The 19,422-nt window shown below is 64.3% G+C and carries 19 protein-coding genes; 15 read left to right on the top strand and 4 right to left on the bottom strand.

What is annotated here, in order from left to right; all coding sequences use genetic code 11:
- Positions 1–113 precede the first annotated feature (113 nt).
- Genes HBE64_RS16600 through HBE64_RS16570 form a run of 7 tightly spaced genes read left to right on the top strand, consistent with a single transcriptional unit; the run spans position 114 to position 7,381 of the window.
- The gene (locus HBE64_RS16600) at positions 114–518 is read left to right on the top strand and encodes an SCP2 sterol-binding domain-containing protein (protein ID WP_167104399.1); all 405 of its coding nucleotides are present in this window, start codon (positions 114–116) and stop codon (positions 516–518) included.
- A 4-nt stretch (positions 519–522) separates the two neighbouring features.
- Positions 523–2,067: an acyl-CoA synthetase gene (locus HBE64_RS16595; RefSeq protein ID WP_167104396.1), complete on the top strand. Its 1,545-nt coding sequence runs from the start codon at positions 523–525 to the stop codon at positions 2,065–2,067.
- Positions 2,064–3,341 (top strand): cytochrome P450, encoded by a 1,278-nt coding sequence (locus tag HBE64_RS16590; protein WP_167104393.1) that lies wholly within the window; start codon positions 2,064–2,066, stop codon positions 3,339–3,341. The genes HBE64_RS16595 and HBE64_RS16590 overlap by 4 nt, the downstream gene beginning before the upstream one ends.
- A 12-nt stretch (positions 3,342–3,353) precedes the next feature.
- On the top strand, positions 3,354–4,145 hold the full coding sequence (locus HBE64_RS16585; RefSeq protein WP_167104390.1) for a coniferyl-alcohol dehydrogenase: 792 nt from the start codon (positions 3,354–3,356) through the stop codon (positions 4,143–4,145).
- Positions 4,146–4,153: 8 nt separating this feature from the next.
- Positions 4,154–5,554: an aldehyde dehydrogenase family protein gene (locus tag HBE64_RS16580; RefSeq protein ID WP_167104387.1), complete on the top strand. Its 1,401-nt coding sequence runs from the start codon at positions 4,154–4,156 to the stop codon at positions 5,552–5,554.
- Complete coding sequence (locus tag HBE64_RS16575; protein WP_167104384.1) at positions 5,554–5,745, top strand: ferredoxin; 192 nt, start codon at positions 5,554–5,556, stop codon at positions 5,743–5,745. Before HBE64_RS16580 ends, HBE64_RS16575 begins: the two co-directional genes overlap by 1 nt.
- 34 nt (positions 5,746–5,779) lie before the next feature.
- Positions 5,780–7,381, top strand: coding sequence for an FAD-dependent oxidoreductase (locus HBE64_RS16570; protein ID WP_167104381.1), 1,602 nt, complete (start codon positions 5,780–5,782; stop codon positions 7,379–7,381).
- Positions 7,382–7,429: 48 nt separating this feature from the next.
- Here the strand turns inward: HBE64_RS16570 and HBE64_RS16565 are convergent, their stop codons facing one another.
- The 4 genes from HBE64_RS16565 to HBE64_RS16550 all read right to left on the bottom strand — a co-directional run bounded on the left by HBE64_RS16565 (position 7,430) and on the right by HBE64_RS16550 (position 11,150).
- Entirely contained in the window at positions 7,430–8,581 is a 1,152-nt protein-coding gene (locus tag HBE64_RS16565; RefSeq protein WP_167104378.1) for an acyl-CoA dehydrogenase family protein, read from the bottom strand.
- A gap of 2 nt (positions 8,582–8,583) precedes the next feature.
- Positions 8,584–9,735, bottom strand: a complete 1,152-nt coding sequence (locus tag HBE64_RS16560; protein WP_167104375.1) for an acetyl-CoA C-acetyltransferase — start codon at positions 9,733–9,735, stop codon at positions 8,584–8,586.
- Positions 9,736–9,800: 65 nt separating this feature from the next.
- Positions 9,801–10,478: a TetR/AcrR family transcriptional regulator gene (locus tag HBE64_RS16555; RefSeq protein WP_167104372.1), complete on the bottom strand. Its 678-nt coding sequence runs from the start codon at positions 10,476–10,478 to the stop codon at positions 9,801–9,803.
- Positions 10,479–10,493: 15 nt separating this feature from the next.
- Positions 10,494–11,150 (bottom strand): TetR/AcrR family transcriptional regulator, encoded by a 657-nt coding sequence (locus tag HBE64_RS16550; protein ID WP_167104368.1) that lies wholly within the window; start codon positions 11,148–11,150, stop codon positions 10,494–10,496.
- A 104-nt stretch (positions 11,151–11,254) separates the two neighbouring features.
- Here HBE64_RS16550 and HBE64_RS16545 point away from each other — a divergent pair, with 104 nt between their 5' ends.
- The 8 genes from HBE64_RS16545 (at position 11,255) to HBE64_RS16510 (ending at position 19,397) form a co-directional block, all read left to right on the top strand.
- Positions 11,255–12,388, top strand: a complete 1,134-nt coding sequence (locus tag HBE64_RS16545) for an MlaE family ABC transporter permease (protein WP_371743995.1) — start codon at positions 11,255–11,257, stop codon at positions 12,386–12,388.
- Entirely contained in the window at positions 12,388–13,254 is an 867-nt protein-coding gene (locus HBE64_RS16540; RefSeq protein ID WP_167104365.1) for an ABC transporter permease, read from the top strand. The genes HBE64_RS16545 and HBE64_RS16540 overlap by 1 nt, the downstream gene beginning before the upstream one ends.
- A 205-nt stretch (positions 13,255–13,459) precedes the next feature.
- A complete protein-coding gene (locus tag HBE64_RS16535; protein WP_371744194.1) occupies positions 13,460–14,356 on the top strand; it encodes a Mammalian cell entry related domain protein in 897 nt (298 codons plus the stop codon).
- The gene (locus HBE64_RS16530; protein WP_371743994.1) at positions 14,356–15,360 is read left to right on the top strand and encodes an MlaD family protein; all 1,005 of its coding nucleotides are present in this window, start codon (positions 14,356–14,358) and stop codon (positions 15,358–15,360) included. Before HBE64_RS16535 ends, HBE64_RS16530 begins: the two co-directional genes overlap by 1 nt.
- On the top strand, positions 15,357–16,319 hold the full coding sequence (locus HBE64_RS16525) for an MlaD family protein (RefSeq protein ID WP_167104359.1): 963 nt from the start codon (positions 15,357–15,359) through the stop codon (positions 16,317–16,319). The genes HBE64_RS16530 and HBE64_RS16525 overlap by 4 nt, the downstream gene beginning before the upstream one ends.
- A complete protein-coding gene (locus tag HBE64_RS16520; protein WP_167104356.1) occupies positions 16,319–17,440 on the top strand; it encodes an MlaD family protein in 1,122 nt (373 codons plus the stop codon). Before HBE64_RS16525 ends, HBE64_RS16520 begins: the two co-directional genes overlap by 1 nt.
- On the top strand, positions 17,437–18,444 hold the full coding sequence (locus HBE64_RS16515; protein ID WP_208300493.1) for an MlaD family protein: 1,008 nt from the start codon (positions 17,437–17,439) through the stop codon (positions 18,442–18,444). The genes HBE64_RS16520 and HBE64_RS16515 overlap by 4 nt, the downstream gene beginning before the upstream one ends.
- On the top strand, positions 18,441–19,397 hold the full coding sequence (locus HBE64_RS16510; RefSeq protein WP_167104353.1) for an MlaD family protein: 957 nt from the start codon (positions 18,441–18,443) through the stop codon (positions 19,395–19,397). The genes HBE64_RS16515 and HBE64_RS16510 overlap by 4 nt, the downstream gene beginning before the upstream one ends.
- Positions 19,398–19,422 lie beyond the last annotated feature (25 nt).

Genomic DNA, 19,422 nt, shown 5'->3' with positions numbered 1-19,422 from the left:
GTCCGCTGCCGGCATAACCGTCGTCCTTGATCGGCACTATGCGTGTACCGCGAGCGGCAGAAGAGGTATGCTCGCAATCACAGTTTTGAATCAAGAATAAATTAAGGAGAACGATGGGGTTCACCGACTCTGCCGAGGTCGCCAAATACATCGGCGGCATCTTCGAGACTGCGTTCGTCGACCCTGAGATCGGCCCGAAGCTCGTGGCGACCGGGTTGGTGGTCGCGTTCGACTTCACCGACCCTGCGGCCGTCGTCGTGATCGATATGGCCAACAAGTCGGTCCGCGAGGGGGTGGCAGGGGGACCCGCGCCGACAGCGACGATGTTCATGACCGCCGATACCGGTAACGCCTACTGGCAAGGCAAGGTCAACCTGCCCCTGGCTATGGCCAAGAAGAAGATCACCGTGGAGGGCAACGTCGCAAGTCTGCTCAAGCTCGCGCCCCTGGGTAAGAAGCTCTATCCCTCCTATATCGCCCGGCTCCAGAACGACGGCCGCGCCGACCTGATCGTCTAGCGCGATGTTCCCCGGAGTCCACGCCGCCAGCGCTCCCGACCGGCCGGCAGTGATCATGGCCGGTACCGGCCGGGTGCTGAGCTACCGCGAGCTCGACGAACGCTCGGCACGGCTGGCATCAGCATTGCGGGAGCTGGGCCTGCGGCCCGGCAACGTGATTGCGGCGCTCAGTGACAACACTGCCGAGTTCTTCGAGATCTATTGGGCAGCATTGCGTTCGGGTCTCTACTTCACCCCTGTCAATCGTCATCTCGCGTCCTCAGAAGTCGCGCACATCCTGACCGACAGCGGGGCACGGGTCCTGTTCGCCTCGGCCGCGTTGAACGAGCTGGCCGCTGGTGTCGCGGCTGATGTCCCGGATCTCGACCGGCGCTACGCATTCGGCGGGGCGATCGAGGGTTTCGCCGACTACCGGGAGCTGCGTGATTCCCTCGGTGGTGGCGGACTCATCGATCAACCCCGCGGGGCGGAGATGCTCTACTCGTCGGGCACCACCGGCTATCCCAAGGGGATCAAACTGGCCCTGCCCGCCGTTTCCGTCGACGAGCCCGGCGCGGACCTGATCGCCGTGATGCTCCAGCAGGTTTTCGCAGTAACGAACGGCGACGTCTACCTCTCACCGGCGCCGATCTACCATGCGGCGCCACTGAAGTGGTCAGCCGCGATTCATGCCATCGGCGGCACCGTGGTCATGATGGAGAAGTTCGACCCCGCTGCGGCGCTGGCGGCCATCGAGCGCTACCGGGTCACCGTCACCCAGATGGTGCCCACAATGTTCGTTCGCCTCCTTCAGCTGCCGCAAGAGCAGCGGGCACAGTACGACACTTCCTCGCTGCGACTCGCCGTCCACGCCGGCGCGCCCTGCCCGCCGGAGGTCAAGGACGCGATGATCGCTTGGTGGGGGTCGATTTTCACGGAGTACTACGGGGCCACCGAGAGCCACGGAACCACCGTCATGTCGAGCACCGAATGGGCGACGAAGCGGGGGTCGGTGGGCAGGGCGGTGCTCGGAGTGGTGCACATCTGCGATGACGATGGCCACGAACTGCCCGCCGGAGAGGTCGGGCTGGTCTACTTCGAGCGTGATCAGCCCGCGTTCAGCTATCACAACGATGCGCAGAAGACCGCAGCATCGCGGCATCCGGCCCACCAGAACTGGGCCTCGGTGGGAGACATGGGCTATCTCGACGAGGATGGCTATCTCTTCCTGACCGACCGCAAGTCCTTCATGATCATCTCCGGCGGAGTCAACATCTATCCGCAAGAGGTCGAGAACGTTCTGGCATTGCATCCCAAGATATTTGATGCCGCGGTCATCGGTGTTCCTGACGCCGAGATGGGCGAACAGGTCAAAGCCGTCGTACAACTACGGGACGGGATCAGCCCGTCCGACGAGCTCGCCGCCGACATCATCGGCTACGTGCGAGATCGCCTCGCGCACTTCAAGGCACCTCGCTCAGTCGACTTCGTCGATCAATTGCCGCGCTCGGAGACAGGAAAACTCGTGAAACGGATTTTGAAAGCCCGCTACGTGGAGGCATCAGCATGAGCGTCCAGCCCGACACCGCACCGTCGACGCACACCGAACGCCCACCATTCGACCCGGTGAGCATCTCGTCACTGGAATTCTGGGCGCAGAGCTTCGACGAACGGGAGAAAGCGTTCAAGGTGCTGCGCGACGAACGTCCGGTCAGCTGGCACCGCCCGATCGAGGGCTCGATGATGGAGCCGGAGATCGACGGTGTCTGGGTGGTCACCCGGCACGAGGACGTCAGCTACGTCAGCAAGAATCCCGAGATCTTCTGCTCCGGGCAGGGCATCACCTTCGAAGCGGTCCCCGAGGAGATGCTGGACGCCATTCAGTCTTTCCTCGGCATGGACGGAGCGAAGCACTCAAGCCTGCGCAGGCTGGTCAGCTCCGTGTTCACCCCGCGCCAGGTGGCCAAGATCAAAGATCAGATCGACAACCAGGCCCGCTCGATCGTCGACGATCTGCTCGCGACCACAGAGGGTGACTTCGTCGAGCAGGTCTCCAAGCGGCTGCCGATGTGGACCATCTACGACATGCTCGGCCTGCCCGACGAGCAGCGCGACGAAGCGGCGCGGCTGGCCGAGGGCATGGTCGCCTGGGCCGACCCCGAGGTCGCGGCGGGACGCGAACCGGCCGAGGTGCTCACCGATTCGATGGTCGGGCTGCTCGAGATCGGCATGGGCCTGGCCCAGGCGCGCCGGGAAAAGCCCGAGAACGACCTGATGACGTTGCTGGTCCAGGCCGAGGTGGACGGCAGACAGCTCACCGACGACGAGCTCGGCCCGTACTTCGTGCTGCTGTCGGTGGCCGGCAACGACACCACCAAGACCACGACCACATTCACCACGATCGCGTTGGATCGCTTCCCCGAGCAGAAGGCGCTGCTGCAGAAGGACTTCGACGGGCACATCAAGGTTGCGATCGAGGAGTTCGTCCGGTGGACGACGCCGGTCATGACATTTCGGCGCACCGCGACCCAGGACACCGAACTGCACGGACAGCACATCCGCAAAGGCGACTGGGTGACGATGGTCTACTCCTCGGCCAACCGTGACGAGCGGGTGTTCGCCAACCCGCACGAGTTCGACATCACCCGGGCACCCAACCCCCACGTCGGATATGGCGGCGGCGGGCCCCACTACTGCATGGGTGCCTTCATGGCGAAGATGCAACTGGAGTCGATCTTCCGCGAGCTGATCGTGCGTGCACCGAATCTGCGGGTCGGCCAACCGGAATACCTGACCGGAAACTTCATCACCGCAGTGAAATCGCTGCCCTACACCCTCGACTAGGAGAGAACCCACATGGCTGACTTTTCCGGACGACGCTACGTCGTGACCGGGGCCGCCTCCGGGATCGGCCACGCCGTCGCCGAGCAACTGCTGGCGCGCGGCGCCGAGGTGACGAGCTTGGACCGCAACGTCCCGAAGGCGTCCGTACACAACCACATCGAGGTCGATCTGGCGAATCCGGCCAGCATCGACGCCGCGCTCGAACAGCTGACCGGCGAGTACGACGGACTGATGAACGTCGCCGGAATCCCGGGCACCGCTGCAGGTGAGCTCGTCTTCGCCGTCAATGCGCTCGCCGTGCGGCACCTCACCGAAGCGTTCTTCGAGCGGCTGACACCCGGCGGGTCGGTGACTGTGGTGTCCTCGACGGCCGGATTCGGCTGGCCCGAACGCTTGCCGGCGATCCGCGAGTTGCTGGCCACCGACACCTTCGAGGAGGGCGCGGCGTGGTTCAAGGCCAACCCCCAGCAGGGCAATGCCTACAACTTCTCCAAGGAAGTCAGCACGGTGTATGCGTTGTCGATGGGCCTGGCCCTGGCGCAGATGGGATTTCGGATCAACGCCGTGCTCCCGGGTCCGGTCGAGACCCCGATCCTCGTCGATTTCGAGGAGTCGATGGGCAAGGACACCCTTGATGGACTCAAGGAACTGCTGGGGCGGCACGCCGATCCGGACGACATCGCCTCGGTGGTGGTGTTCCTCGCCTCCGATGATGCGCGCTGGATCAACGGCCAAGCGCTGGCCGTGGATGGCGGTATCAGCGGTGCGGTGGCCTCTGGTGTCGTGCCTGCCCCCGAAATCTGATCTGCGCGATGACGATTGACGTTCCCGATTCCCGGCTGGCCGGTACCGACCACGGCTCGGAGCTCGTGGCGCTGCGGGCGGTGTTCGCCGCCGGCCGGACGAAGCCGCTGAGTTGGCGGCTCGACCAGCTCGCCGCGATCGAGCGGATGTGCACCGAGCAGGAGCCGGCCATCGCGGCAGCCCTCGGCGAAGATCTGGGCCGCACGGCGTTCGAGGGCTGGCTCGGCGATATCGCGTCCACCGCCGGGGAGGCGGCATTCGCCCGAAAGCACCTCAAGAAGTGGGTCCGCCGCCGCCGAACCGGCCTGCCGCTGGCACAGCTGCCCGGCAGTGGCTGGGTGCAATACGACCCGCTCGGTGTCGTCTTGATCATCGGCCCGTGGAACTACCCGTTCTACCTCAGTCTGGCTCCACTGGTCGCCGCCGTCGCGGCGGGCAACTGTGCGGTGATCAAGCCCTCCGAGCTGGCCCCGGCCACCTCGGCTCTGCTGGCACGACTCGTTCCGCAATACCTGGACGCCGACGCTATACGGGTCGTTGAGGGCGACGCGGCGACCACTCAGCGTCTTCTGGCCGCTGGGTTCGACCACGCGCTGTTCACCGGCGGAACCGATATCGGGCGCAAGATCATGGCCGCCGCCGCACCAACACTGACACCGGTGACCCTCGAACTCGGCGGCAAGAGTCCCGTGATCGTCGCTGCAGATGCCGATGTGGACGTGGCTGCGCGGCGCATCGCGTGGGTCAAGTTACTGAACTCCGGCCAGACCTGTATCGCGCCGGATTACGTCCTGGCCGATCAGTCGATCAGCGCCGAGCTGACGTCGAAGATCGTGGACGCTGTGCGCACGTTCCGTTCGGCAGAGCAGCACTCCGGTCTGCCGATTGTGAATGCACGCCAATTCGAACGGCTGGTGTCGTTGATCGACTCCACGTCGGGCCAGGTCGTCCTCGGGGGTGGCCATGACGCCGCATCCCGGATGATCGATCCGACGGTCATCGTCAATCCTGCGCCCACCGATGCCGTGATGACCGAGGAGATCTTCGGGCCGATCCTGCCGATCATCACGGTCGAATCACTCAATGCGGCAGTGCAGTTCGTCAACGCCGGGCCCAAGCCGCTGGCGCTCTACGTCTTCAGCCGGTCCCGCAGGACCGGTCGTGACCTCATCGACTCCATTCCCTCGGGTGGAGCCGTGATCAATCACGTGGCCATGCACTGCCTGGTACCGCAGCTTCCGTTCGGTGGGGTGGGCGCCAGCGGGATGGGTGCCTATCACGGGCGGTGGGGGTTCGAGGCGCTCAGCCACCGTCGTGCCGTGCTGGCCAAGACGGCCCGGCCCGACCCGAAGCTCGTGTACCCGCCCTATTCCGAGACGGCGGTCAAGCTCATGAAGAGGTTGTTCTGATGCGTATCGCGATCGACCACGCCAAATGCTCGGGTATCGGACTGTGCGAGCTCACGGTGCCAACGGTCTTCGAGATCGGTGACGACGGCCAGGCGCACGTCACCGATGCCGACCCGCCCCCGGGCGTCCGGCGTGCCATCGAAGAGGCCGTCTTGGCCTGTCCGACAGGTGCTGTGTCCGTCACGGACTGACCCCGGTACGCCGGAGAGTGAACAGGAGTGTGTTGTGGCTTTCGTGATCACCCAGAACTGCTGCGCCGACGCGAGTTGCGTGCCGGTGTGCCCGGTGGACTGCATCCGCAAGGACCCCGATGCCCGAGCAGGCGCTCCCATGCTGTACATCGACCCGGCCGCCTGCGTGGATTGCGGAGCATGCGTGGAGGTATGCCCCGTCGGCGCGATCTACTACGAGGACGATCTGCCCCCAGCCCAGAACCGGTTTCGGGATATCAACGCCGAGTTCTTCGTCCGGCACCCGCTCACGACGCGGCCGGCAGAAGCAGTTGAGGCCACGGGGAGCGTCGAACCGGGCTCGCTGCGGGTGGCGATCGTCGGTGCCGGCCCGGCAGCGTGCTACGCGGCCGTTGAGCTCGCGCAGACCCACGGTGTCGAGGTCGACGTCTTCGACCGGCTTCCTACTCCGTTCGGGCTCATCCGGTCCGGCGTCGCACCCGACCACCAGCGCACCAAGGACGTCATCAGTGTCTTCGAGCCGGTCCTGGGGAGCCCCGACGTCGGCTGCTACTTCAACGTCGAAGTCGGGCGCGACATCACCCACCGGGATCTGCTCGACCAGCACCATGCCGTGATCTATGCCGTCGGTGCCGCACAGAGTCAGAACCTCGGTATTCCGGGCGAACAGCTGGCCGGATATCACGCCGCCGCCGATGTGGTCGCCTGGTACAACGGCCATCCCGACCATAGCGGCGCCCGCATCGACCTGAGTTCGCAGCGTGCGGTGATCATCGGGAACGGCAACGTGGCCCTGGATGTGGCACGGGTGTTGCTCATGAGTCCAGGCGAACTGGTTCGCACCGATATCGCCGAGCACGCACTGCGTCAACTCGCCGACAGCGCGGTGCGAGAGGTGGTGATCATCGCTCGACGCGGAGCCGCCGAGGCGGCGTTCTCGGTCGGCGAGTTCATGGCGCTGGGGGAGCTCGACGATATCGACATCGCTGTCGAGGGCGAGCTCGGTCAGCGCCCGGACGATGACTTCGACGGTGCCCTGAAGTACGACATCGCCACCGAATACCTCGGCAGGCAACCCAGATCCGGAAACAAGCGGCTGGTCTTCCGGTTCTCCACCACCCCCGTCGAGCTTGTCGGAACCCAACGGGTCGAAGGGCTGCGGGTGCGGGCCTCCGGGGCGTCGGCCGATGACAGTGTGCAGACCATCGATACCAGCCTGGTGATGCGCTCGATCGGCTACCGGGGCAGTCCGATTGCGGACCTCCCGTTCGACGAGACCCGTGGGGTGGTGCCCAACGAGGGCGGCCGCGTCGTCTCCGACGGTGAAGTCCTGACCGGGGTATACGCCACCGGCTGGATCAAGCGTGGCCCGCGGGGAGTGATCGGCACCAACCGCGCCTGTGCCCATGAGACCGTCAGCGCGCTGCTGGAGGATTTCGCGGCAGGCAGGCTCAACCGCCACGTCGGCAGCAGGGCTGACCTGGATGCGCTCCTGGCGTCCCGTCGAGTCACCACTGTCGACTGGCAGGGCTGGCGGGCGATCGACACCGCTGAACGTATCCACGGCGCACGCCAGGATCGGCCCCGGGTAAAACTCACCGCGACATCTGAGCTGCTCGCAGCGGCGCGAAGCTAGCGAAATGAACCGCGCCGCCATCCTTCAGAGGCGGCGCGGTTCACGCAATCAGGATGTGGCGATCTCGCGGCCGATGATCTCTTTCATGATCTCGGTCGTGCCGCCGTAGATCGTCTTGATCCGGGTGTCCAAATAGGCTCGTGCGACCGGGTATTCGGTCATGTACCCGTAGCCGCCGTGTAACTGCAGGCACCGGTCGATGACCCGCTTCTGCAGTTCGCTGACAAACCATTTGCCTTTGGCCGCGTCGACCGGGGACAGCTCGCCGGCGTTGTAGGCGAGCACCGATGCGTCGACGTAGGACTCCACGATGTCGATCTCGGTCGCCATCTCGGCGAGTTCGAAACGGATGTGCTGCTTGTCGGTGAGGGGACCGCCGAACGCGTGGCGCGATTGGCAGTACTCGACGGTGAGGTCGAAGATCGCCCGAGTCGTGGCGATCGCCTCCGCAGTCACACCCAGGCGCTCTCGCGGCAGGTGGCTCATGAGGTATTGCAACCCTCGCCCGGTCTCACCGAGCAGGTTGGCTGCCGGGACGCGTGCGTCGTGGAAGAACAGCTCGGCGGTGTCCTGGCCGGGAAGTCCGATCTTGTCGAGCTTTCGTCCCCGTTCGAACCCGGGGGTGTCGCGCTCCACGACGAACAAGCTCAAGTCTTTCGAACCGCCGGTGTCACCGGTGCGGGCGGCCACCACGACGAGATCGGCCATGATGCCACTGGAGATGAAGGTCTTCTGGCCGTTGAGGATCCAGTCCTCACCGTCGCGACGGGCCGTCGTCCGGATTCCACGAAGGTCACTGCCGGCGCCGGGTTCGGTCATGGCCAATGCGCCGATGATCTCTCCCGCGGCGAAGCCCGGGAGCCAGCGCAGCCGTTGCTCCTCATTGGTGAGGTCGAGCAGGTAGTGCAGCACGAGATCGTCCTGCAGGCTGATCGTCACACCGAACGACAACGCATTGACCCTGGCGACCTCCTCGCATACCACCATGCGGTACCGATAGTCGGTTTCGCCCGCACCGCCGTACTTTTCGCCGACCTGCAGGGCGTAGATGCCGGCCTTGGCCGCGCGAGCGAAGACCGAGGGATCGATCCATCGGTCACGGTCCCAGTCATGCTGGTGGGGAACGACTTCCCGGGTCAGGAACTCCCGCACGGTCTCCCGGTACGCTTCGTGGTCGCGGTCATACAGACTCCGCCGCATCGTCAGAGCCTCTCGATGATCGTCACGTTGGCCTGCCCACCGCCCTCGCACATCGTCTGCAGTCCGTAGCGACCGCCGGTTCGCTCCAGCTCGTGCAACAACGAGGTCATCAATCGCGCACCGGTGCAGCCGATCGGATGACCCAGTGCGATCGCGCCGCCGTTGGGATTGACCGTCTCGGGGTCGGCGCCAATCTCGGCCAGCCAGGCCAGCACCACCGGTGCGAACGCCTCGTTGATCTCGACGGCGTCGATGTCGGCGATCGACATTCCGGTGCGTTTGAGGGCGTGCTGGGTTGCCGGAATGGGCGCGGTCAACATCATCACCGGATCAGCGCCGCGCACCGACATGTGGTGTATCCGAGCGCGGGGAGTGAGGTTGAAGCGGTCGACGGCCTCCTTGGAAGCGATCAACAGTGCCGCTGCGCCGTCTGAGATCTGGCTCGCCACTGCGGCAGTGAGAACACCACCGTCCACCAGAGTCGGCAATGTGGCCATCTTCTCCAAAGACGTGTCGGCGCGCGGTCCCTGGTCGACACTGACGCCGACGAACGGGATGATCTCGCGCTCGAATCGGCCCTCGGCAATGGCGGCCAGAGCCCGCTGATGGCTTGCGTAAGCGAATCTCTCATTGTCCTCACGGGAGAGCTGCCAGTGCTCGGCGATCAACTCGGCCCCGCGGAACTGGGAGATCTCCTGATCGCCGTAACGGGCCTTCCATCCTTGGCAGCCGGTCCACGGATCGACCGAGCCGAACGGCTCACCGGCGCCGAACGCGCTCAGGATCGGATACTGGCTCATCTTCTGCACACCACCGGCGACGATGAGGTCGGCCGTGCCGCTCATGACGCCCTGTGCGGCGAAATGCACTGCCTGTTGGGCAGATCCGCATTGACGATCGATCGTCACGCCGGGCACGGACTCGGGTAGTCCAGCGGCGAGTGCCGCGGTGCGCGCGATGTCCCCGGCCTGTGAGCCGATGTTGTCCAAACAGCCCAGAATCACATCGTCGATCGCGGCCGGGTCGATGTCATGGCGGCCGACGAGGGTGCTGATGACATGGGCGGCCATGTCCGCGGGGTGGGCAGCCGCGAACCCGCCGTTGCGCTTGCCGACTGGGGTGCGGACAGCGTCGATGATGAATGCTTCGGTCATGGGATTAATTTAACATAGAATCAAAAAACTCTATGGGGAGGTATCGCAGATCACCGGGGAGCGGATCAGCGCGTTGTGCGCGGGCTTCGCTTGCGTGGCGCGGGGGTGCTGGCGACCGGGGCGATGCCGCTTCGCACCAGAGCCTGGGCGTGGGTGACGATGGTGTCCAGAGACCCGCGCCGCGAATCCCACCATTCCGCAGCCCAGTTCAAGGCACCCAGTACCAGGCCCTGAACGACGCGGGGATCAAGGTCGTCGCGCATCTCGCCCTCGGCCGCGGCATCGTCGAAAAGGCGCTGCCAAATGCGTCCGTATGCAGCGCTCTCCTTGCGCTCGCGGCCGCGAAGATGCTCGGGGATCTGGCCGGCATTGCGGATCGAGGCGGTTGCGTAGTCGGACAGTTCAAGTTCGTGCCGCAGGTGAGCCTCGACTGCAACGAGGATGCGATCGAGCGGGGCGGTGCCGTCTGGCAACGCGTCCAAGGTCTCCTGCAGATAGCGCCGCATGTCGCTGATCCCGCAGAACATCACTTCTTCGATGAGGTCTTCCCGGGAGGGGAAGTAGTAGTAGATCGCCGGTGCCTGTAGTTCGGCGTACTCGGCGACGTCGGTCAGCCGCGTCCCGGCAAACCCCTTCACGCTGAGGACGTGGGCTGCCGCGTCCAGAATCCGCTGGCGAGTGCGTTGCGACTTGGATTCGACTTCGACGTCGGACCGGTCGGCGCCCGGCGGTTTTCTAGCCATCGTTTGATTGTATGGCTAGTGCGCGCGGTGACCGCGGAGGCCGTCGCGGATGAGGCACTGGGCATTGGCAACGACGGCGTCGATCGACCCGCGCCGCGGATCCCACCACTCGACTGCCCAGTTCAGTGCACCAAGGACCAGCATCTGCAGGATGTGGGGATCAGCGTCTTGTCGCAGCACTCCTTCGCGGGCCAGATCGTTGAACAACCCCCGCCACACGTCGCCGTAGCGCTCCTCCTCGCGGATCTGGCGTTGTCTGATGGCCCGCGGCACCTGCCCCGCGTTGCGGATCGCTGCGGTGGTGTAGTCGGAGATCTCCAATTCGTGCCGCAGATGGGCTTCCGCCGCTGCCAGGAGCCGATCCAGGGGTGATGTTGTGCCCGGCAATGCGGCCAGGGCGTCGACGACGTGCTCGCGCATGTCGGCAATCCCAGCCCACATCACCTCTTCGATCAGCTCGTCGCGCGATGAGTAGTAGTAATAGATCGCAGGCGCTTGCACATCGGCGCGGGTGGCCACCTCGGTGAGCCGGAGACCGGCATATCCCTTGGTGGACAGCACGTGTGCTGCAGCGGCCAGGATACGAGCCTTGGTCTGGGCAGATTTGGATTCGCCGGCCGCGTCATCGGTTGCGGAATCCGCGGTCCGCGATGAGGGGGTGCGCCTGGCCATCGCCACATGATAGGCCGCTCGGGGGAAAGGAACGGTGGTCAGTCACGTTGTGCCTCGCCCCGAGGGCGAGCCCCTGCCGCCGGAGGTCCCAAAATTTCTATTCCTTGTTTCTAATCTGGATTAGAAGTAATAATGCTGATGGTCGCGTGTGTGCCAACGAACGCTTCGGCGAACAGAAACGCCGGAACTCACCGTGCCAGACGAGGCGCTTCGGATTGGGAGTTGAGTTCTTGACGAGAGGGTTCGAGGAGCAGGGCGGTGAGGCGATCGACGGACGGCAACGTTGGGTGGACTCCGCCTCTGCGGCAGCCGGGGGCACACCGGCAGTGACAGTCCTGAACCGCCCGCAGCCAGCGGCGGATACAGCCGCCGTACGGCAGGCAGACCATCGCCGGCCGGGCGCCGGCCTGACGGCGGCAGCAGGGCAGGGCAGTCGGCGGGCGTTATCGAAGATCGCGGCACTACCCGTGCGCAGTGCCGCCACGATGGGGCGCAGCGTCATTCTGGCGGCCACGATCATCCGCTATGCAGTGACCGACACGCTCACGCTGCGCTTGTCGTACGGCGAACTCATCATCCAGGCCTGGACGTTGCTCAAGGTGACAGCGTTGCCCGCAGTCCTGATGGCAATACCCTTCGGCGCGATGGTAGCCGTGCAGCTATCGGGACTGGTGAACGAAGTGGGGGCCAACTCGCTTGTCGGGTCGGCCACCGGGGTTGCCGTCCTCCGTCAGGGCGCACCGGTCACGGCCGGCTTGTTGATGGGTGGTGCCGCAGCCTCAGCGATCGCCTCCGACTTCGGTGCCAGAGCCATCCGCGAGGAACTCGATGCGTTGCGAACCCTCGGAATCGACCCGGTTCGGCGGTTGGTGGTTCCGCGCTTCCTGGCACTGCTACTCATCACGCCGATCCTCGTTGTCATTGTCATCGCGATGGGTGTCGGAGCCGCGTTTCTCATCGCGACGGTCGTCAACGACGTCACGCCGGGGAGCTTCTGGCTGTCATTCGGTTCCTTCGCGAAGATGGCCGATGTCTGGTTCACCCTCGGCAAGGGTTTCGCCTTCGCGACGATCGTCGCCGTCATCTCGTCTCAGCGAGGTATGGAAGCCAGGGGCGGACCGCGTGGGGTGGCTGATGCGGTCAACGCCTCGGTTGTACTCAATGTGCTGGTGATCGTGATCGTCAACCTGGCGATCACGCAGATCCAGACGATGTTCTTCCCGATGGCGGTCGCATAATGGCGTCCGCAACGGTTTCTTCGGCACCCGCGCGGTTTGCGCAGATCCTGCAGGTGCCGGCTGCCGGTGTCAGCGAGGGATTCCGGACGATAGGGCAGTGGGCGGCGTTCATCTCCCAGACGATCTGGCTGCTCCCCATCACCGTCCGCCGCTACCGGCGCGAGACGCTTCAAGTGGTGAACAACCTGGCCTGGGGCCGGGGTTCGCTCGTGGTCGACGGCGGTGTGATCAGCGTGCTGGCCATTCTCGGTGTGACCGTCGGGGCCATCGTCGCCATCGAAGCCTTTGCGACACTGAACCTCATCGGGTTGGGTCCACTTGCCGGCGTCATCGGCGGCTGGGGCAATGTGCGCGAAATGGCTCCGCTTGTTGCCGGCGTCGCCTTCGCCGCCCAAGCGGGTTGTCGTATGACCGCCGAGATCGGCTCGATGCGGATTGCTGATGAGATCGACGCGGTCGAGGCGATGGGGTTGAGGTCGATCCCATTCGTCGTCGGAACCCGCGTGATCGGCGGTCTGGTCTGTGTCGTTCCCGGATTCCTGCTGACGCTGGTCGTCAGCTTCATCACCGCGGACACCGTGATCCGGGTGTTCTATGACCAGCCAGGAGGAACCTACTACCACTACTTCGTGCAGTTTCTGACCCCATCCGACATCGCCTACTCACTTCTCAAGGCGGTCGTCTACTGCACCGCGGTAACCCTGATTCATTGCTATTACGGGTATTTCGCGTCAGGGGGTCCCGTGGGGGTCGGTGAGGCCTCTGGACGTGCTATCCGCGCGAGCCTCGTCATCATCATGGTGCTGGACCTCGCGACCACAGTTCTGCTGTGGGGGTTGCGACCACAGTTCGTCTTCAAGGGATAGGTGAGCAGCCGTGCTTTTCCGCATGACAGCCGAGGCCGAGAGACGCAGGCTGATTCTGATCGGTGTTGCCCTCACAGTGGCCGTCACCTCGGTAGGCGCGGTATTGGCGATCGGTCCGTTCGGCGGCGGAGACGCGACCGACGACCTTGCCGTCAAGTTGGACCTACCCTATGTGGGGCAGGGTGTTTCGACAGGAACGCCGGTGATGATGCACGGCGTCAAGGTGGGCAGTGTCACCACCGTCTCGAGCCTGCCCAATGGCAATGTCCGGCTGTCTGCCGACCTTCAGTCCGGGCCGGCCACGGGCCTGACCGATGCCTTGGGGGTGGACTTTCGTCCGGCCAACTACTTCGGCGTCACCAGTATCAACCTCATCGCCGGCGACGGTGGTCAGCCGCTGCGAAATGGCGCGCAGATCGACACGGTGCCGAAAGGAAACTTCACCCTCCAGGCCTTGTTGTCACGCCTCGGCGAGATCACCGGTGGAGTGGTCACACCCCAACTGATCAGTGTCATCGACAGGGCAACGCGATACACCGACGGCCTCAATCCGCTCATCGAGGCGCTGGTGACAACCGCCAACGCCGTCACCGTCGTCCAGACCGTCAGCACTGAGCAGCTGCTGCGGAACACCACCGGTGTGAGCGTTGCGCTGCCGTCCTTCCTCGACAATGCGACCGCGGCCGGATACGACATCAACCAGGGGTCGGGCTTCGTGACCTTCAATGTGTCCAACGAACATGCACTTCCCGGATCAGACATTGCTGTGCGGCCCGGTCAGCCGCAAACCGAGGAGTACTGGCGGACAAGGTCGGTGGCAACGCTTGACGTGGTCGCGAACTCGTTCTTCGGCGCGATCGGAAAGGTGCTGTCGTCGCATCCTAGCGACCTGCTTCCCGCGGTGGGACTGATCAAGACCGTCGCCGACCCGGTTCCCGCTCTTGTTGCCCCCGTTGGCATCGCCGATACCCTGGTCGAACTTCGAACCCGATTTGAAAAGCTCTACGGCGGCACCCCCGAACAACGGGCCCTTCAGGTTCATCTCGTGCTCGACAACCTTCCCGGCGTACAGGCTCCGATCGACGCGATCGGAGGCCCCTGATGACGCCGCTCGGCGCGCTGTGGAGGTTCTTGCTCAGCGCCGCTGTCGCCGGGGTTGTGTTCGTTCTGATCGTCAACGTGCTGCGCCAGCCGGTGGCAGCTGAAACACGCTCATACACAGCTCAATTCACTGATGTGTCCGGCCTCCATGTTGACTCCGACGTGCGGGTTCGCGGGGTACGAGTCGGCAAAGTCGGTGCGATCGCGCTGAAACGGGTGGCCGGTCAGAGCATTGCCGTGGTGGACCTGAGCCTCGACCGACGCTATTCGGTCGTCGCCGACACGCGCCTGGCGGTCAAGTATCAGGCGCTGACGGGATTGCGCTACATCGACGTCGTCAATCCTTCCGGTAATGCGCCTGCCGGCGACCTGGTCACCCACATCCCTCTGGCAATGACCCAGCCATCTTTCGACATCACCACGCTCTTCAACGGACTCCAGCCCGCACTTGCCACGCTGAGCCCCGACGACATCGATCGATTCACCTCGAATGTGGCATCGTTTCTCTCCGGTGACGGGAGCGGGCTCGCGCCGATGCTCGAGAGCATCCGGACGCTGACCGAGTTCGTCTCCAACCGTCAGCAGGTGGTCGCGACGTTGATGCACAACCTCGCCTCCCTCGCCGATGTGTTCGGCGGGCATTCACAGGATTTCGTCCAAGTTCTCGAGTGGCTCAACAGACCCTTGGATGCGGCGATCTCCGTCCTCGACGAGTTCCGCAAGTCGGAGCTGTATGGTCCCGGGTTCACCGCAGCGGCCGTGCGGCTTCTCCAGAATGTCGGATTCAGACCTGGTCAAGCCGACATCGATGACGGATTCGATCGCGCCATCACGGTTTTCGATGACTACAGCGAGGCGTTCAAACGCATTCCCGTTCTGTGGGACAACGTTGAACCGCCGCCTCCGCCGGGGACGCCGCTGCCATGCTCGAGGGGGCCTGCGCAGCTGCCGCAATCCTTGGATGTGCTGCTCAACGGTCAGCGGGTGATCCTGTGCAACCGATGAGACTTCTGCGAAGCTCGGTGTTCTGGGGTGTCGTGGCACTGGTCGTCCTGCTGGCCCTGGCACTGACCGCGGCCCTGATCTACATCAGTCCACCTGGCGGGAAGACTGTCGTCTTCTACACCGACGACGCCGCCTCCGTCCGGCCCGGTGACTCGTTGCGCATCGCCGGCATACCCGTCGGCAAGGTCAAGGAACTCTCGCTCGAGGCCACCCAGGTCAAGGTGCGGGCAACAGTCGACGATGACGTCTTCGTCGGGGACCGGTCGCAGATCCAGGTCCGCATGCTCACGATCGTCGGCGGATACTACGTCGACCTCATCTCCCTCGGCGATAAACCGTTAGGAGACAGGGCAATACCGATCGAGCGCGTGACGATGCCGTACAACCTCATGCGCGCCTTGACCGACGCGACGAAGGTCACCGACAACGTCGACCCACAACCCATCCACGATTCGCTTGACCAGATCCAGCACGGACTCACCGGGACGAACACCGAAACGCTCTCGGCAGTGATCGACGCCGGAAATGCGCTCACAAGCACGATGCAGCGCCAGCGAGGTCAGATCTCCGCGATTCTGAACCTCTCCGACGAGTACATCCAGACACTGAGCAACTATCGAGGGAAGTTGCAAGAGCTGGTGTCGAAGATCGCGATCCTCGAGCAGACACTCGTGCTGTACGGCAAGGGGTTCGGGGCCGCCTTGAGTGGCATGGGCGACATCTCGGACGCCGTACTGGTCCCGTTCGGGCGTTTCTGGGTCAACCATCGAGAAGAGTTCATCGAGAAGGTGCGCCAGTGGCAGGACAGTTTCCGCCGATGGGCCGACAACAACAGCAGGATCATTCCCAGACTGCGCCGAGTGCGGGAGAAGATCGAGCGCGTCCTGGACGCGCAGAATGCGCGACCGGAGCTGCTCGCCACCGACTTGTGCATCCCCATGCCGGGAAGTCTCTGCTGATGTGGACGACGTTGGGCCGCAGGGCTATCCGAACCGCGCGGATGGCGATTGTGGCTGCCGTCGTGATCGCAGTCGGCTCGTCCTGTTCGCCGTCAGCGCGTGAGGCAACCGCGCCGTACTGCGCACTCATGCCCGACACCGTCGGACTCTACGTCGGCAACCCGGTCACCCAGATGGGCTATCCCATCGGTACGGTCACCTCGATCGCGGCGGGCAACAGCCAGGTCCGCGTCGAGTTCTCGGTGACCGAACGGCGCCAACTGCCCGCGGATGTCAAAGCCGTCATCCGATCACCGTCGATCCTGGCTGATCGTTCGCTGGAGTTGGTCGGCAATTACTCGGGCGGTCCCCGGCTGGTTCCCGGCGGCTGCGTTCCCCTCGAGCGCTCGGTGTCGCCGAAGACCGTATCCGAGGTGATCGGATCGGCGGACACCTTCCTCGCCGCCATCAACCCCGACGGATCAACCAACATCGCGGGCACCGTCCAGGGACTGGATCAACTGGCGCACAACAACGGCGCGGCCGCCGGGCGACTCCTGACAACGACGTCCGCGTTGCTGGACAGTCCCGACCAGGCCATCGCCGACATCGGCTCGATCGTGGAGAACCTCGGCGACCTGACGACGGCAGTCAAGGAGATGTCCGGGCCGTTGAAACAAGCCGTGCTCGATGCGCAGGCGACGACACCCGACCTGGCGAAAGCGGTGGACGGCGCGTCCCGGCTGGCAGGCGGACCCTACGAACTGGGGACGCTCAATCCGTTGATCGAGGCGGTTGCCGTGGTGGAGACGAGACTGGGCGACACCACGCAACTGACCCTCGACACGGCAGGGGCCACTCTGCGAAAGCTCAGTCCCCACGCGAATGCCCTCGCGGGCCTCTTCGACCCGGTCCCGTGGTGGATCAATAACCTTGCCAATCACTACAACTCACATCAGTTCAGCTTCTTCAACATCGCCTACCGCCCGCCGATGTTTCGCGTCCAGACCCACGACGGCCTGGCACTGTGCGGTGCGATGAACGCGGCGATGCCCGGCAGCTGCGCCGATGTCAACGGCGTCCCATACGCCGTCGACGTGGCATTGCTTCAATACGTACTGATGCAGGCGAGTCACCCATGAGGCGTTCGGTTCTCGCGACGACGGTGAGCGTGATCGGCGCGGTGCTGCTCACGTCGTGCGCGTCGATCACTGTGAATTCGCTTCCCCAGGTCGGTGGTGGCGACGACGGCTATCCGGTGACGATCGAGTTCACCAATGTCCTCAACCTGCCCGACCAGGCAAAGGTCGTGCAGGATGGCAAGACGGTCGGTGTCGTCACCCGGATCGACCTCAAGTCCGACCACGTGGACGTCGTGGCCCGCATCGACAGCGACACCGTCATACCGGGGGCCAGCCGTGCGACGTTGCAGCAGTCCACCGTTCTCGGCGATACCTATGTCGCACTCCAGGACCCGTCCGACGATGGCGGCGCGGCCACACCACGGTCAGCCGCGGTAGCGCCCGGCGGCCGCATTCCGGTCGTCAACACGACATCGCCACCGCAGCTCGAGGACACGATCGCCAACCTCGCCAATTTCGTTGGTAGCGGCTCGATCCAGCGAATTCAGAACTCCATCATCGGTGTCAACAAGGTCACACCGGCCCGACAAGACGAGTTACGCAGGATGGTCAGTCGAGTCACCGTCGACCTCGCGGATCTGTCCAACAACATCGATACCGTGGACCAACTACTCAGTGGTGCTTCCGGCACCGCTGCGGTGTTGAATCGCAATCTGCCGACTTATGCCTACTGGTTCTCGCCCGCCGGCATGACGGGATTCGACCGCGCCACCCAGGCCGCCGGTTACATCGGCACCGTTCTTCCGTCGATCGGCAGCATCTACAGCGGCGGCTACTGGTTGGTGCCGATGCTCAATTCACTCGCCGACGCGATGGGTGCTGTGCAGCAGACAAAGTGGGATGTCGAGGGCGAGGCGCCGCACTGGCGCGATCTGTTCCTCAACGACTTCCTGCCGGCCGACAAGAACCCCGCGATCAACATCACCTCCATCACCGGGCCCGACGGTCGAGAACTGGTCGGCAACGTCGAAGATGTATTGCGAATTCTCGGAGCGACACCATGAGAGCCTTCCGAAACCTGCTGTCGTTCGGCGCGTTAGCGGCGATCATTGCCTTCGCGGCCGCCTACATCGGCTCATTCGACCTGCATATCGGACCACCCGACAAGCGCACCAACCTCTCGATGTCCGTGCCGGACGTGAAAGGCCTTGTGGTCGGGTCGAACGTGCTGCTGCGCGGCGTACCCGTCGGCAAGGTCACCAAGGTGGTGTCCTCGATCCGTGACGCAACCATCGACTTCTATGTCGACGCCGACCACCGGATCCCAGTCGACACGAACGTGCGGCTGGACAACCTCTCAGCGCTCGGCGAGGCCTACATCGGCCTGATACCACAGATAGACCGCGGCCCGATGCTCCAGGACGGTCAACACATCGCTACGGAGGCAGTCACGGTCCCGCCGTCGATCGCCCAGTTGGCGACCAGCGTTGTACGGGTGCTCAACCAGCTTGATCCGGATCAACTTAAACGCACCCTCGGCGAGGCGGACGCAGCCCTTCCCGATCCGGAACGGGTGCTGCCGAACCTGGCGCGGGCCAGTGTGTTGCTTCGCAACATGGCTGACGGTATGAATGGTCGCGGCCAACAGGTCCTCGACAATTCCCAGACGCTCCTGCGAAACGCGGATTGGGTCGGCCCCACGCTGGCTGAACTGGGTCCATCGGTGCGGGCGACCGGAAAGGGCGTCTCCGGAACATTCGTGGGGATGATGCGCACCGTCGTCGCCAACAACCCCGCGAACGTCCTGCTGTTCCAGCAGTTCCTTGCCCGTATCCAGAACTTCCTCGACACCCGGGGACCCGACGTCAAGGTGCTGGCGCAGGCACTCACTCCGCAGTTCACCGGCATCGGCGGTGCCCTGATGAACTTCGATACCGGACAGATTCTCTCGAATGCGCTGTCAGGGATACCTGAGGAGGGAGCGATCACGCTGCATCTCACCATTCCCGATCGGTAGATCGGTCCCGTCCCAAACATTTTCG

The organism is Mycobacterium sp. DL592, assembly GCF_011694515.1.
Lineage (GTDB): Bacteria > Actinomycetota > Actinomycetes > Mycobacteriales > Mycobacteriaceae > Mycobacterium.
Note: the sequence above shows the minus strand (reverse complement) of the source record. Positions and strands in the feature narration are given on the sequence as shown.